At 69.3% G+C, this 13,870-nt stretch carries 10 protein-coding genes; 4 read left to right on the forward strand and 6 right to left on the reverse strand.

Annotated features, from left to right (window positions below):
* Positions 1–83 precede the first annotated feature (83 nt).
* Positions 84–1,832 carry a phosphoenolpyruvate carboxykinase (GTP) gene (locus tag ACE3TE_RS00005; RefSeq protein ID WP_374601022.1) on the reverse strand — a complete coding sequence of 583 codons (1,749 nt, stop codon included), beginning with the start codon at positions 1,830–1,832 and terminating at the stop codon, positions 84–86.
* Positions 1,833–1,879: 47 nt separating this feature from the next.
* Positions 1,880–2,464 (reverse strand): TetR/AcrR family transcriptional regulator, encoded by a 585-nt coding sequence (locus ACE3TE_RS00010; protein WP_374601024.1) that lies wholly within the window; start codon positions 2,462–2,464, stop codon positions 1,880–1,882.
* A gap of 115 nt (positions 2,465–2,579) precedes the next feature.
* On the opposite strand from ACE3TE_RS00010, the gene ACE3TE_RS00015 reads away from it, so the two are divergent.
* The 3 genes from ACE3TE_RS00015 (at position 2,580) to ACE3TE_RS00025 (ending at position 6,505) form a co-directional block, all read left to right on the forward strand.
* Positions 2,580–3,452, forward strand: a complete 873-nt coding sequence (locus ACE3TE_RS00015) for an alpha/beta fold hydrolase (RefSeq protein WP_374601026.1) — start codon at positions 2,580–2,582, stop codon at positions 3,450–3,452.
* Positions 3,449–5,926 carry an acyl-CoA dehydrogenase gene (locus ACE3TE_RS00020; RefSeq protein WP_374601028.1) on the forward strand — a complete coding sequence of 826 codons (2,478 nt, stop codon included), beginning with the start codon at positions 3,449–3,451 and terminating at the stop codon, positions 5,924–5,926. The genes ACE3TE_RS00015 and ACE3TE_RS00020 overlap by 4 nt, the downstream gene beginning before the upstream one ends.
* Positions 5,927–6,034: 108 nt before the next feature.
* On the forward strand, positions 6,035–6,505 hold the full coding sequence (locus ACE3TE_RS00025) for a hotdog fold domain-containing protein (RefSeq protein ID WP_374601030.1): 471 nt from the start codon (positions 6,035–6,037) through the stop codon (positions 6,503–6,505).
* 297 nt (positions 6,506–6,802) lie between these two features.
* Here ACE3TE_RS00025 and fghA read toward each other — a convergent pair whose 3' ends face one another.
* From fghA to ACE3TE_RS00040, 3 genes are all read right to left on the reverse strand, one after another.
* Positions 6,803–7,645, reverse strand: a complete 843-nt coding sequence (fghA, locus tag ACE3TE_RS00030; protein ID WP_374601032.1) for an S-formylglutathione hydrolase — start codon at positions 7,643–7,645, stop codon at positions 6,803–6,805.
* A complete protein-coding gene (locus tag ACE3TE_RS00035) occupies positions 7,645–8,754 on the reverse strand; it encodes an S-(hydroxymethyl)glutathione dehydrogenase/class III alcohol dehydrogenase (RefSeq protein ID WP_374601034.1) in 1,110 nt (369 codons plus the stop codon). Before ACE3TE_RS00035 ends, fghA begins: the two co-directional genes overlap by 1 nt.
* A 78-nt stretch (positions 8,755–8,832) precedes the next feature.
* Entirely contained in the window at positions 8,833–10,182 is a 1,350-nt protein-coding gene (locus ACE3TE_RS00040) for an NTP/NDP exchange transporter (protein ID WP_374601035.1), read from the reverse strand.
* 165 nt (positions 10,183–10,347) lie between these two features.
* Between ACE3TE_RS00040 and ACE3TE_RS00045 the strand changes: the two genes are divergently transcribed.
* Entirely contained in the window at positions 10,348–11,940 is a 1,593-nt protein-coding gene (locus ACE3TE_RS00045) for a GMC family oxidoreductase (RefSeq protein ID WP_374601037.1), read from the forward strand.
* A gap of 21 nt (positions 11,941–11,961) precedes the next feature.
* Here ACE3TE_RS00045 and ACE3TE_RS00050 read toward each other — a convergent pair whose 3' ends face one another.
* Positions 11,962–13,869, reverse strand: a complete 1,908-nt coding sequence (locus tag ACE3TE_RS00050) for a M48 family metallopeptidase (protein ID WP_374601039.1) — start codon at positions 13,867–13,869, stop codon at positions 11,962–11,964.
* Position 13,870 lies beyond the last annotated feature (1 nt).

The raw sequence follows: 13,870 nt of genomic DNA on the forward strand, positions 1-13,870 counted from the left end.
CCTTCAGGCGCGAATTTCTTCTTGGCCTTAGGCCAAGTCAAAAGATTCGCGCCTGAAGGCGCTCCTACAGGCGGGAAGGCGGCTCAGGCCAGTTGGGCGGCGATCTTGGCGCGTTCGGCCTTCAGCGCGGCCGGGGTGCGGTCGCCGTATTCGTCCAGGTATTCGGCGATCGATTCCATCTCGGCCTTCCAGCCGGCGCGGTCGATCGACAGCAGCTCTTCAAGCTTCGCGGCGTCCAGCTCGAGGCCGTCGGTGTTGATGTCCGAGGGCAGCGGCAGGTTGCCGACCGGCGTTTCCACGGCATGCGCCTGGCCGGTGACGCGCTTGAGCATCCACTCCAGCACGCGCATGTTGTCGCCGAAGCCGGGCCACATGAACTTGCCGTCGGCGTCCTTGCGGAACCAGTTGACCTGGAAGATCTTCGGCAGCTTCGCGCCTTCGACGTCGAAGGACAGCCAGTGCGCGAAGTAGTCGCCGAAGTTGTAGCCGGCGAAGGGCTTCATCGCCATCGAATCGCGGCGCACCACGCCGACCGCGCCGGTGGCCGCGGCGGTGGTCTCGGACGCCATCGAGGCGCCGACCAGCACGCCGTGGGTCCAGTCGCGGGCCTCGAGCACCAGCGGCACCAGCGACGCCCGGCGGCCACCGAAGACGATGGCACTGATCGGCACGCCCTGCGGCGCTTCGGCCTGCTCGGTGTAGCTCGGGCACTGCTTCGCGCTGACGGTGAAACGCGCATTCGGATGCGCGGCCGGCGACACCGCCTTGTCGTAGGGGCGGCCCTGCCAGTCCTTGGCCGGTTCGCCTTCGGTCATGCCTTCCCACCAGGGCTGGTTGTCGGCGGTGACACCAACGTTGGTGAAGATGGCATCGCGGTTGAGCATGGCCATCGCATTGGCATTGGTCTTCTCGCTGGTGCCCGGCGCCACGCCGAAATAACCCGCCTCGGGATTGATCGCGTACAGGCGGCCGTCTTCGCCCGGGCGCATCCAGCAGATGTCGTCGCCGACCGTCCAGACCTTCCAGCCGTCGCGGCGATAACCTTCCGGCGGGATCAGCATGGCCAGGTTGGTCTTGCCGCAGGCGGACGGGAACGCGGCCGCGACGTAGTGGGTTTCACCCTGCGGATTCTGAATGCCGACGATCAGCATGTGTTCGGCCAGCCAGCCTTCGTTGCGGGCCTGGTAGCTGGCGATGCGCAGGGCGTGGCACTTCTTGCCCAGCAGCGCATTGCCGCCGTAGCCCGAGCCATAGCTCTGGATCGCCAGCTCTTCCGGGAAATGCATGATGAAGCGGCGGTTCGGGTCGAGTTCGCCGATCGAATGCAGGCCCTTCACGAACGAACCCTCGCGCTCGATGCGCGCCAGCGCCGGGGCGCCCATGCGGGTCATCAGGCGCATGTTCGCCACCACGTAGGGACTGTCGGTGATCTCGACGCCGCAGCGCGACAGCGGCGAGTCGATCGGGCCCATGCAGTAGGGAATGACGTACATGGTGCGGCCGCGCATGCAGCCCTTGTAGAGGGCGTCCATCTCGGCGTGGGCCTCGTCGGGCGCCATCCAGTTGTTGTTCGGGCCGGCGTCGGCGGGGTTGTGCGTGCAGACGAAGGTCAGGTGCTCGACGCGCGCGACGTCCGAGGGGCTCGACCGGTGCAGGTAGCAGTTCGGATGGGTGTTTTCATTGAGCCTGACCAGGTCGCCGGTGGACAGCATCAGCTCGACCAGCCTGGCGTTTTCGGCGTCGGATCCGTCGCACCAGTGCACGGCGTCGGCTTGGGTGAGCTGGGCGACCGAATCGACCCACTGATTGAGGCTGGCGAGCTTGCTTGTCATGACCGGGAGGGCTCCTGTCGGGGCCGGGAAGGGAAAGGAGGACGAAGCTAGTCCGGGATCAACGTCGCCATGACATGGCCGACGTAGGCTTCGAATTCATCGTGGTGCAGGCGCGGCTGGCCCAGCTGCAGCGACAGCTGCAGGAAACCGACGTAAGCCGCGTAGGTGAGGCGCGCGCGGTTCTGCGCGTCCAGGCGCGGCAGGCCGGCCTGGCGGAAGCTGGCGGCCAGGTAATCCAGGCGCCGCTGCGACACGCGGCTCAGCACCGGCTGCACGACTGGATGGTCGAGCGCCTTCAGCAGTTCGCTATAGATGATGTGCGGCTTGAGTTCGTGCGCGACCACCTGGAACAGAGCCTTCAGGCGCGCGCGCGGTTCCGGCACGGCCTCGAGCTGGCCGAACACGGTTTCCTGCTCCATCGCTTCCCAGCGTTCGAGCGCGGCGACCAACAGCGCCTCGCGCGAAGGGAAGTGCCAGTAGAAACTGCCCTTGGTCACGCCGAGCCGGCGCGCCAGCGGTTCGACCGCAACGGCCGCGAGACCCTGCTCGGCGATGACGTCGAGCGCGGCCAGGGCCCAGTCCTCGGCGCTGAGGCGGGCCGGGCGGTCCAGTTTGGAGGCAGGGGTTACCATACGGTCGGCAAGTTTACGGGATGGAGCGATCATGCACCATACGGGCTGGTATTGACAGGCGAACAAATCGCAGCCCATACTCGGCCGTATGGTTCATTCCGCCCCTGCCGTAACGATGCCCGGCCTGTCCCCGCTTTCCCTGGCGGCAGACGGTGGCGTGTACCTGCAGGCCAGCCTGGCAGACGGCGACGGCCCGGGCCTGCTGCTGGCCCACGGCTTCGGCCAGACGCGCCAGGCCTGGCTGGGCACCCAGCGCCGCCTTGCCGACGCCGGCCGGGCGAGCCTGGCCTGGGACCTGCGCGGCCACGGCCAGTCGGGGCGCAATCCCGGCGACCTGCCCTACCGGGGCGAGCAGTTCGTTGATGACGTCGTGCTTGCCGCCGGCGCGCTGGGCCATGCGCCGGTGCTGGTGGGCGCGTCGATGGGCGGACTGACCGGCCTGATGGCCCAGGCCCGCGAGCGGGTGTTCTCGGCGCTGGTGCTGGTGGACATCACGCCGCGCTGGGAAGCCTCGGGCGTCGAACGCATCCTTGGCTTCATGACCGCGCATCCCGACGGCTTCGAATCCTTCGAACACGCCGCCGAGGAAATCGCCGCCTACCTGCCGCACCGCCGACAGCGCAAATCGCCGGCGCAGCTGGCGCACCTGCTCAAGCCGCGCGAGGATGGCCGCCTGGGCTGGCACTGGGACCCGCGCCTGCTGGCCGAATTCATCCCCTCGACCGGCGACCTGCAGGGCGCCATCGAGGATGCCTGCCGCGAACTGGACGTGCCGGTGCTGCTGGTGAGCGGCGGCCGCAGCGACCTGGTCAGCGACCAGACCGTCGGCCATTTCCTCGAACTGGCGCCCCACGCGCATCATGTCCGCCTGCCCGATGCCACCCACATGGTCGCGGGTGACGACAACGACGCCTTCACCGATACCCTGCTTGAGTTCCTGAGCACCCTGGCCGTCCCCCACGCGGCCACCCACGGAGAATCTTCATGAGCATCCTCGCGCCCTTCCTCGCCCTGTTGCTGGCGATCCTGGTCGTCGCCTACCACCGGCTAAGCCTGGCGGTGTTCACCGCGATTTCGGCGACGCTGCTGGTGGCCGTCGGCCTCGCCGGCGCCAACCTCACCGCGACGGTCATCGCCGCCGTGCTGCTGGCGCTGGGCACGCTGCCGCTGCTGATCACCCCGGTGCGGCAGAAGTTCATCACGACGCCGCTGCTGAAGTTCTACACGAAGATCCTGCCGCCGCTGTCGGACACCGAACGCACCGCGCTGGAAGCCGGCACGGTCGGTTTCGAAGGCGAACTGTTCTCGGGCATGCCCAGGTGGGACGAGCTGCTGGCCCAGCCCAAGCCGGTGCTCACCGCCGAGGAACAGGCCTTCCTGGACGGCCCGGTGGAAGAAGTCTGCCGCATGACCAACGACTGGGAGATCACCCACGTCCACGCCGACCTGACCCCGGAGATCTGGGAGTTCCTGAAGAAGAACAAGTTCTTCGGCATGATCATCCCGAAGGAATACGGCGGCCTGGGCTTCAGCGCGCTGGCCCACCACAAGGTGATCCAGAAGCTGGCTTCGGTCTCGGCCACGCTCAGCTCCACCGTCGGCGTGCCCAACTCGCTGGGCCCGGCCGAACTGCTGCTGCACTACGGCACCAAGGAGCAGAAGGACCACTACCTGCCGCGACTCGCCGACGGCCGTGAAGTGCCGTGTTTCGCGCTCACCGGTCCCTTTGCCGGCTCCGACGCCACCTCCCTGCCCGACTTCGGCATCGTCTGCGAAGGCGAGTGGAACGGCGCCAAGGTGCTGGGCGTCAAGCTGACCTTCGACAAGCGCTACATCACGCTGGCGCCGGTCGCTTCCGTCATCGGTCTGGCCTTCCGCCTGCACGATCCGGACAAGCTGCTGGGCGAGGAATCCGACCGCGGCATCACGCTCGCCCTGGTGCCGCGCGACACCCCGGGGCTGGAAGTCGGCCGCCGCCACTTCCCGCTCAACTGCGCCTTCCAGAACGGTCCGGTGCGCGGCCAGGAAGTGTTCCTGCCGCTGAGCCAGCTGATCGGCGGCGAAGACTACATCGGCCACGGCTGGCGCATGCTGGTCGAGTGCCTCAGCGTCGGCCGCGCGATCACCCTGCCGTCCACCTCGGCGGGTGCGTCCAAGCTGGCGGCCGTCGTCACCGGCGCCTATGCCCGCGTGCGCAAGCAGTTCGGCCTGTCGATCGGCCGCTTCGAAGGCGTCGAGGAATCGCTGGCGCGCCTGGCCGGCCATGCCTACGCCTGCGCGGCGCTGTCGCAGTCCACCGCCGCCGCCGTCGATCGCGGCGAGAAGCCCGCCGTGCCCTCGGCCATCGCCAAGTACCACACCACCGAACTGGCCCGCGAATGCGCCACCGACGCCATGGACATCCACGGCGGCAAGGGCGTCATCCTGGGCCCGATGAACTACCTGGGCCGCGGCTGGCAGGCGGCGCCGATCTCGATCACGGTCGAAGGCGCCAACATCATGACCCGCTCGCTGATGATCTTCGGCCAGGGCGCGATCCGCTGCCATCCGTGGGTGCTGAAGGAAATGCAGGCGGCGATGCTGCCCGACCGCGAACAGGCCGTGCGCGAGTTCGACGCCAACCTGTTCGGCCACATCGGCTTCGCGATCTCCAACGCCGTGCGCAGCTGGGTGCTGGGCCTGGTGGCTTCGAGCATCAGCAAGGCGCCGGGCGACGCCTACACGCGCCGCTACTACCGCAAGCTCAACCGCTACTCGGCCAATCTCGCGCTGGTCGCCGACACTTCGATGCTGCTGCTCGGCGGCAAGCTCAAGTTCAAGGAGAAGCTGTCGGGTCGCCTGGGCGACGTGCTGAGCCAGCTGTACATCGCCAGCGCGATGCTCAAGCGCTACGAGGACGAAGGCCGTCCGGCCGCCGAACAGCCGCTGCTGGCCTGGGCCTTCCACGATTCGGCGCACAAGATCGAACTGGCGCTGTCGGGCGCGCTGCGCAACTTCCCGATCCGCCCGGTGGGCTGGCTGCTTTGGCTGCTGGTCTTCCCCTGGGGTCGCCGCGCGCAGGCGCCGAGTGACCGCCTGGGCCGCCGCGCCGCGGCGCTGCTGATGTCGCCCTGCGATGCGCGTGACCGCCTGGCCGAGGGCACCTTCCTGACGCCCTGCGCGAACAACCCGGCGGGCCGCATCAACAGCTACCTGCCGAAGGTGATCCTGGCCGAGCCGGTGGAGCGCAAGTTCCTCAAGGCGCTCAAGACCAGCGACATCGAGGCGCTGGACTTCGCCTCGCAGCTGGCCGAGGGCGTGGCCGAGGGCTGGATCACGGCCGAGGAGCGGACCCAGCTCGAGGAACTGCGGGTGATGACGCTCGACGCGATCATGGTCGACGACTTCGATCCCTTCGAACTCGAGGCCGCGTCGCTGCACATGGACAAGCCGCAGAAGGGCGAGAAGTCCCGCGCCGCCTGACGATTCTCCGTAGGAGCGCCTTCAGGCGCGAATCCCTTCTTTGCCGAAGGCAAAGCCAAAAGATTCGCGCCTGAAGGCGCTCCTACGGTCTTCCTTCCGAGACCCGACATGGCCGAGACGCCGCTGCTTCGCCTCTACAAGAAGTTCAGCCGCTGGCCGGCCGGCCAGTGGCTCTTCAGCCGCGCGGTGTGCTTCAAGGCGCCCTACTTCGGGACCGTGTCGCCGCGTTTCACGCTGCTGGAGAACGGTCGCTGCGAGGCGACGATCCCGCACAAGCGGCGGATGCAGAACCACATCGGCACGGTGCACGCGATCGCGCTGTGCAACCTGGCGGAGCTGGTGGGCGGGGTGATGACGGACGCATCGCTGCCCAAAGGCATGCGCTGGATCCCGAAGGGCATGACGGTGCAATACCTCAAGCGCGCGGTGGGCACGCAGCGCGGCGTGGCGACGCCGGGCGTCCCGCTGGTGCCCTCGGACACGGGCTACGACTTCCCGGTCAACGTCGACGTCTTCGACCCGGCCGGCGAAAAGGTCTTCACCGCCACCATCACCATGTGGGTCAGCCCCTCCCGCTGACCCCGACGCCCCCCTGTAGGAGCGCCTTCAGGCGCGAATCTTCTGCCCTTGCCCTTTGGGCAAGCAAAGCGTCGCTCCCGAGCCCGGCGCGGCTGGAGGCGCCGCGCCTTCGCCCTGGCCGACCTTCGGAGACATGAATGTCGACGAAGAGGTTACATGGACGTACTTGCACCGTGTCGGCCAGGGCGACTGCACGCTGCCTCCACCCGCGAAAGGAACTCGACCCGACGCATTGCTTGGCCGGAAGGCCAAGGCCAGAAGATTCGCGCCTGAAGGCGCTCCTACAGGAGGCGGGTTTCAGGCGCCGAGTTGCGCGGCGTGGTGGCGCAGGTGGTCTTCGATGAAGCTGGCGATGAAGTAGTAGCCGTGGTCGTAGCCGGCATGGCGGCGCAGGGTCAGCGACTGGCCGGCTTCCGCGCAGGCGGCTTCGAAACGTTCCGGCTGCAGCTGCGGTTCCAGGAATTTGTCCGCCAGTCCCTGGTCCACCAGGATAGGCCGCCCGAACGGCCGCCGCCGCACCAGTTCGCAGGCGTCGTGTTCCGCCCAGACCGCGTGGTGATCGCCCAGGTAGCGGCTGAAGGCCTTCCGGCCCCAGGGCACCTCGCAGGGCGCCACGATCGGCGCGAACGCCGACACGCTGAGGTATTGCTGCGGATGCTTGAGCGCCAGCGTCAGCGCCCCGTGGCCGCCCATCGAATGACCGGTGATGCCCATGCGCCCCGGGTCGGCCGGGAAATGCTCGCGCACCACCGCCGGCAGTTCGTGAACGACGTGGCTTTCCATCCGGAACCGCGACGACCAAGGCGCCTGCGTGGCGTCGAGGTAGAAGCCCGCGCCCTCGCCGAACTCCCAGTCGCCCGTGGCGCCTTCGAAGCCGGTGTCGCGCGGGCTGGTGTCGGGCATCACCAGCATCAGCCCCAGCTCGGCCGCCATCCGCTGCGCGCCGGCCTTCATCGTCGCCGTCTCTTCGCTGCAGGTCAGCCCGGCCAGGTAGAACAGCACCGGCACCCGGCCCTCGCGTGCCTGCGGCGGCTGGTACACCGCGAAGCGCATCGGCCCGCCGCAGGCGGCCGAGTCCATGCGGTAGAAACCCTGCACCCCGCCGAAGCAGGCGTGTTCGGAAACAAGCTCGAGCGTCATCAGTACACCACCACGCTGCGGATCGATTCGCCGCGGTGCATCAGGTCGAAGGCGTCGTTGATCTTCTCCAGCGGCATCGTGTGGGTGATCAGCGAGTCGATGTCGATCTTGCCCTCCATGTACCAGTCGACGATCTTCGGCACGTCGGTGCGGCCGCGGGCGCCGCCGAAGGCGCTGCCGCGCCAGTTTCGGCCAGTCACCAGCTGGAACGGCCGCGTGCTGATCTCGGCCCCGGCCGGGGCCACGCCGATGATCACGCTGGTGCCCCAGCCCTTGTGCGCGCACTCCAGCGCCTGGCGCATCACCTGGGTGTTGCCGATGCATTCGAAGGTGTAGTCGGCGCCGCCCTTGGTCAGCGACACCAGGTAGGGCACCAGGTCGCCTTCCACGTCCTTCGGATTGACGAAGTGCGTCATGCCGAACTTGCGCGCCATGGCTTCGCGGTTCGGGTTGAGGTCGACGCCCACGATCATGTCGGCGCCGGCCAGGCGCGCGCCCTGGATCACGTTCAGGCCGATGCCGCCGAGCCCGAACACGACGACCTTGGAACCCACCTCCACCTTCGCCGTGAAGATCACCGCGCCGATGCCGGTGGTGACGCCGCAGCCGATGTAGCAGACCTTGTCGAAGGGCGCGTCCTCGCGGATCTTCGCCAGCGCGATCTCCGGCACCACGGTGTACTGGGCGAAGGTCGACGTGCCCATGTAGTGCAGCACCGGCTTGCCGTCCAGGCTGAAGCGGCTGGAGCCGTCCGGCATCAGGCCCTGGCCCTGGGTCGAGCGGATGGCCTGGCACAGGTTGGTCTTGGGGTTAAGGCAGTACTCGCACTGCCGGCACTCGGGCGTGTACAGCGGGATGACGTGGTCGCCCTTCTTCAGCGTCGTCACGCCCGGGCCGACGTCGACCACGATGCCGGCGCCTTCGTGGCCCAGGACCGCCGGGAACATGCCTTCCGGATCGGCGCCCGACAGGGTGAACTCGTCGGTGTGGCAGACACCGGTGGCCTTGAGTTCCACCAGCACCTCGCCGGCGCGCGGACCTTCGAGGTCGACGGTTTCAATCGTGAGCGGCTTGCCGGCCTGGTGCGCGACGGCGGCTTTGACTTTCATGTGGAAGGCTCCCTGGCGTTTGCCGCCAAGGTTAACGCCGTCGCGCCCTCGTTGTGTTTCGGCGGTGCGAAGGCCGGGTCAGGCCTTCGGCTCGGCCGGCAGCCGGGCCTGTTCGCGCACCAGCCGCCAGGCACCGTAGAGGAATCCGCCCGCCACGAAGACGCCGGCGCCGAACACCACGCTTGAGCCGAAGGCCGACAGCGGCTTGTACAGCCAGGCGAACGACAGGTCGCCGCCCCGGTAGACCACCGTGTCTATCGCGGCCTTGGCCTTGTAGCGGGCCTCGCGATCCACGCGGGTGTAGATGGTTTCGCGGGCCGGCTTGGCCAGGGCGAATTCGGAGGCCCGCGTGCCGACCTGCACCACCGCCACCAGCATCGGCAGCGGCGAGGCCCAGAGCACGCAGAAACCCGCCAGGATCAGCAGCGCCGGACCGACCAGCAGCGGCGCCACGCCCCAGCGCGTCAGCACCGCGCGGGTGACGAAAACCTGCAGCAGCAGCACCAGCCAGTTGATCGACTTGTCGATCATCGAGAAGAAGGCCGTGGCTTCTTCCGCCGCCGCCGGGCTTTCGAGGGTCATGGCCCGGACGATGGCGTTCTGTTCGTTGTAGAGCAGCGTGCCGACGCCGACGCCGAAGAACATCAGCACCGCGAAGGCGCGCAGCAGCGGGTCGGTGGCGATGCGCCGCAGGCCTTCGAGGATGCCGCCGCCCATGGCCTCGTCGCCGCTGCGCAGGCCGGCGGCCTGTTCACGCGCCCGGGCCCAGGGTGCCAGCTTCAGGATGCACAGCAGGCAAAGGCCCAGGAACCCGGCGGACACCAGCAGCAGGTTGCCGACGCCCAGCTGTCCCACCAGCCGGGTGGTGATCTCGGGGCCGAGCAGGCCACCCAGCGTGCCGCCGGCGGCGATGAAACCATAGAGGCGCTTTGCCTGCGGGTCGGTGTAGATGTCGGCCATGAAGCTCCAGAACACCGACACCGCGAACAGGTTGAACACCGCCACCCAGACGAAGAACAGGCCCCCGCGGCCCGGCATCCCGGACTGGAATGCGAAATAAAAGCCGCCCAGGCAGGCGATGAAGACCAGGTAGACCACCGGCAGGAACAGGCGCCGCGGGAAGCGCGACACCAGGGCACCGTAGACCGGCTGCAGCACCACCATCGCAATGAAGGTACCGGTGAAAAGCGCCTGCAGCTGGTAGTCGCCCAGCGCCACGCCGCGGGCCGCGAACCAGTCCACCATGCCCACCGGGAACACCGCCGACGGGTCGTTGGCCGCGCCCATCGCGTCGCGCACCGGCCGCAGCACGTAATAGCCCGTGAGCAAGAAGAAGAAGTACAGGAACGACCACAGCAGCGCCGGGAACTCCCGCAGCGCGCCGCGCAGGTGGTCAAAGCGGCCGGCGATGGGCGGGGCCTGGGGCATCGTGCTTCCGGTCGGGGAGGCCGCACGATAGCCAACCCGGGCCGGCGCCGCCACCCGCCTGCACAGTGACGCTGTGCACGGTTCGTGGTTCCGGACAGCCCCACCGAGTGTTTGCTCTAGCCGCGGAGCCTAGCCTCGGGACGTCATGGAAAAGAAGCAGAACGCGTGTACGACTACATCATCGTAGGAGCGGGCTCCGCGGGCTGCGTACTGGCCAACCGGCTCAGCGAAGACCCCGATTGCCGCGTGCTGCTGCTCGAGGCCGGCCCGCGCGACTGGCATCCCTTCATCCACATGCCCGCGGGCCTGGCCAAGCTGGTCGGCAAGAAGGGCGTGAACTGGGACTACACGACCGCGCCGCAGGCCCAGCTGGGCGGGCGCGGCCTGTGGTGGCCGCGCGGCAAGGTGCTCGGCGGCTCGAGCTCGATCAACGCCATGTGCTACATCCGCGGCCATGCCGCCGACTACGACGAATGGGCGGCGATGGGCGCCGACGGCTGGCACTGGGACAACGCCCTGCCCTACTTCCTGCGCAGCGAAGGCAATGAGCGCGGCGCCAGCGAACTGCACGGCGGCGATGGCCCGCTGGGCGTGTCCGACCCGCGCCACCGCAACCCGCTGTCGGAAGCCTTCCTGCAGGCGGCCGGCCAGGCCGGCCATGCGCTGACCGACGACTTCAACGGGCGCAGCCAGGAAGGCTTCGGCTGGTACCAGACGACCACCCGCGACGGCGCCCGCAGCTCCAGCGCGGCGGCCTTCCTGGCGCCGGTGCGCCAGCGGCCGAACCTCAAGGTGGTCACCGGCGCCACCGCCAGCCGCGTGGTTTTCGAAGCGGGGCGCGCCAGCGGCGTCGTTTACACCGTGGGTCGCCGCAGCTACTGCGAAGGCGCGACGCGCGAGGTCATCCTCAGCGGCGGCGCGATCAATTCGCCGCAGCTGCTGATGCTCTCGGGCATCGGCCCGGCCGACGAGCTGCGCCGCCTGGGCATCGGGGTGCAGGCCGACCTGCCGGGCGTGGGCGCCAACCTGCACGACCACCTCGACATCTGTTCGCTGCAGCGCTGCACCCAGGGCCTGAGCTACGACGGCCTGAGCGACGCCGCCGTGGCTTTCCAGTACTACCTGATGGGCCGCAAGGGGCCGGGCGCCAGCAACATCGCCGAAACCGGCGGCTTCCTGCGCAGCCACCTGGCCGAGGACGAGCGCCCGGACATGCAGTTCCACTTCGTGCCGGCGCAGCTGGACGACCACGGCCGCAACCGCCTGCCCGGCAACGGCTACACCCTGCACGCCTGCGGCCTGCGTCCGCGCAGCCGGGGCCGTATCCGCCTGGCCAGCGCCTCGGCCGGCGACAAGCCGCTGATCGACGCCGCCTACCTCAGCGACCCCGAGGGTTTCGACCTGAAGGTGATGGTGGAAGCGGTGAGGCTGTCGCGCGAGATCCTGGCGCAGCCGGCCTTCGCGCCCTTCCGCGGCGAGGAAGTGCTGCCGGGCGCCAGCGTGCAGGACGAGGCCGGCATCATCGAATTCATCCGCCGCAAGGCCGAGTCCATCTACCACCCGGTCGGCACCTGCCGGATGGGCCGCGGCAACGACCCGGCCACCGTGGTCGACCCGCAGCTGCGGGTGAAGGGCGTCGAGGGCCTGCGCGTGGTGGATGCCTCGGTGATGCCGCGCCTGGTCGGCGGCAACACCAACGCGCCGACGATGATGATCGCCGAACGCGCCGCCGACCTGATCCGCGGCCTGGCGGCCTGAACCACGCCGCGTGCGCCGCGCTCAGCGCGGCTGTTCGAGCATCGGCGGCAGCGGGCAGTGCAGCGAGGCGCAGACCACGCGCAGCAGTTCGGCCTCGGCCACGCTCATGCGGCCGTCGTGGCTGATCGCGGCCACCAGGCCTTCGAGCAGCAGCTCCTTGCCCACCAGGTCCACTTCGTCGAGCACCGGCCAGACCTCGTCCATCGCCCGGTGCGGGTCCGCCGGCGGGCGGTAGGGCGCGTCCAGGCGCGGGAACACGCGCGTCAGCCCAGCCAGGTAGGCGCGCATCGCCGCGGCGCCGTCGGTGTGGCCGGCCTGGGCCAGCACCGCCAGCAGGGTGACCGCCTGCGGCGCGCAGCGCGACAGCTGGCGATGCCCCGGCACCCAGGCGCGTGAGGGATCGAGCGCGTCGCGCACCTGCACCCGCAGCAGGCGGCCGAGGCTGTATTCGAACAGGCTGATGCGGCCATCGGCATGGCTCAGCGCGAAGCAGCTGTCCATGAACTTCTCCAGTTCCGGGCGCGGCCGCTTGCGCAGCGCCGGCATCGCCATCGCGGCCAGCGGCAGGTGCAGGATGCGCGGCAGCTCCTCCAGCCGATCGGCGTAGTCCAGGGCCTGGCGGGCCAGGCGTTCGTCGTGGCGCGCGGCCAGCTCGAACTGCTGGGCCTCGCGCACCGCGCCGCCCTCGGCCATCAGCAGGCCCAGCAGCAGCGGCACCGCCTCGTCGCGTTCGTGCACAGCCTGGCGCAGCACCTCGGGCAGTGCGTCCACCAGCGCGCCGGCGCGCACGTAGTCGTCCGAACGCGGCGCGCCGACCTGGGCGACCACCGCCGGCGGTGCGACCAGCAGCTCGGCCCGGTCGGCCGGGAGCGCCGGCGATTCGGCGGCCAGCCCCATCGCCAGGTCCTCGTCCAGGCCCGAGGGCGGGTGCATCTGCCAGCGCGCCGCCAGGTCGTCGACCATCGCCGGCCGGAACGAGGGCTCCAGCGCCTGGATGCGCTCGACCAGGGGCGGGTGCGTGGCGAACAGCGACGAGAACCCGACGCCGTCGCCGAACAGCATGTGGGAGATTTCCTCGGTGTCGCCGCTTTCGAGCTTCGAACCCGCCGGCAGCCCGGCGATCTTCTTGAGCGCGCCGGACAGGCCGGTGGTCTGGCGGGTGAACTGCACGGCCGAGGCGTCGGCCAGGTACTCGCGCTGGCGGCTGACGCCGGCCTTGATGAGCCGCCCGAAGAACAGGCCGATGTAACCGACCACCATCAGCGCCAGCGCCGCCAGCAGCAGCGGCGCGCCGTCCTTGCCGCGGGCGCCGCGCCCGTGCACCAGGATCTTTCGGCCGACCACCGCCAGGACCAGGATGCCGAACAGCACGCCCATCAGCCGGATGTTCAGGCGCATGTCGCCGTTGAGCACGTGGCTGAATTCGTGGGCGATGACGCCCTGCAGTTCGTCGCGGTTGAGCTTGTCCAGGGCGCCGCGGGTCACCGCGATCGCCGCGTCGCTGGGCGCGTAGCCGGCGGCGAAGGCGTTGATGCCGGCCTCGTGCTCGAGCACGAAGACCTGCGGCACCGGCACGCCGGAGGCGATCGCCACTTCCTCGACCACGTTGCGCAGCCGCCGGTAGTGGAAGTCGTGGGTGTCCCCGGGCACCGGCGTGCCGCCGAGCTGCATCGCCACCGCGGAACCGCCCTGGCGCAGGCTGGCCAGCCGGTAAAGCGAGCCGGCGCCGATGATGCCCAGCGTCAGCAGGGTCGCCATGACCATGCCCGCCGCCAGCGAACCCGGATCGGAGGCCGAGCCCAGGCCGCCGAAGAACAGCAGGAACAGGAAATCGACCGCCAGCACGATCGCGGCCACCGCGAGCACGAACAGCACGACCAGCCGCCGCGACCGGCGGCGGGCCAGGTCCTGGCGGGCGAAGAAGTTCAAG

Origin of the sequence: Arenimonas sp., assembly GCF_041919775.1 — a bacterium.
In the GTDB taxonomy this organism is placed as follows: Bacteria; Pseudomonadota; Gammaproteobacteria; order Xanthomonadales; family Xanthomonadaceae; genus Arenimonas.

Coding starts and splice junctions, on each gene's coding strand:
- ACE3TE_RS00005 (WP_374601022.1), bottom strand. CDS start 1,832: ATGACAAGCAAGCTCGCCAGCCTCAATCAGTGGGTCGATTCGGTCGCC.
- ACE3TE_RS00010 (WP_374601024.1), bottom strand. CDS start 2,464: ATGGTAACCCCTGCCTCCAAACTGGACCGCCCGGCCCGCCTCAGCGCC.
- ACE3TE_RS00015 (WP_374601026.1), top strand. CDS start 2,580: ATGCCCGGCCTGTCCCCGCTTTCCCTGGCGGCAGACGGTGGCGTGTAC.
- ACE3TE_RS00020 (WP_374601028.1), top strand. CDS start 3,449: ATGAGCATCCTCGCGCCCTTCCTCGCCCTGTTGCTGGCGATCCTGGTC.
- ACE3TE_RS00025 (WP_374601030.1), top strand. CDS start 6,035: ATGGCCGAGACGCCGCTGCTTCGCCTCTACAAGAAGTTCAGCCGCTGG.
- fghA (WP_374601032.1), bottom strand. CDS start 7,645: ATGACGCTCGAGCTTGTTTCCGAACACGCCTGCTTCGGCGGGGTGCAG.
- ACE3TE_RS00035 (WP_374601034.1), bottom strand. CDS start 8,754: ATGAAAGTCAAAGCCGCCGTCGCGCACCAGGCCGGCAAGCCGCTCACG.
- ACE3TE_RS00040 (WP_374601035.1), bottom strand. CDS start 10,182: ATGCCCCAGGCCCCGCCCATCGCCGGCCGCTTTGACCACCTGCGCGGC.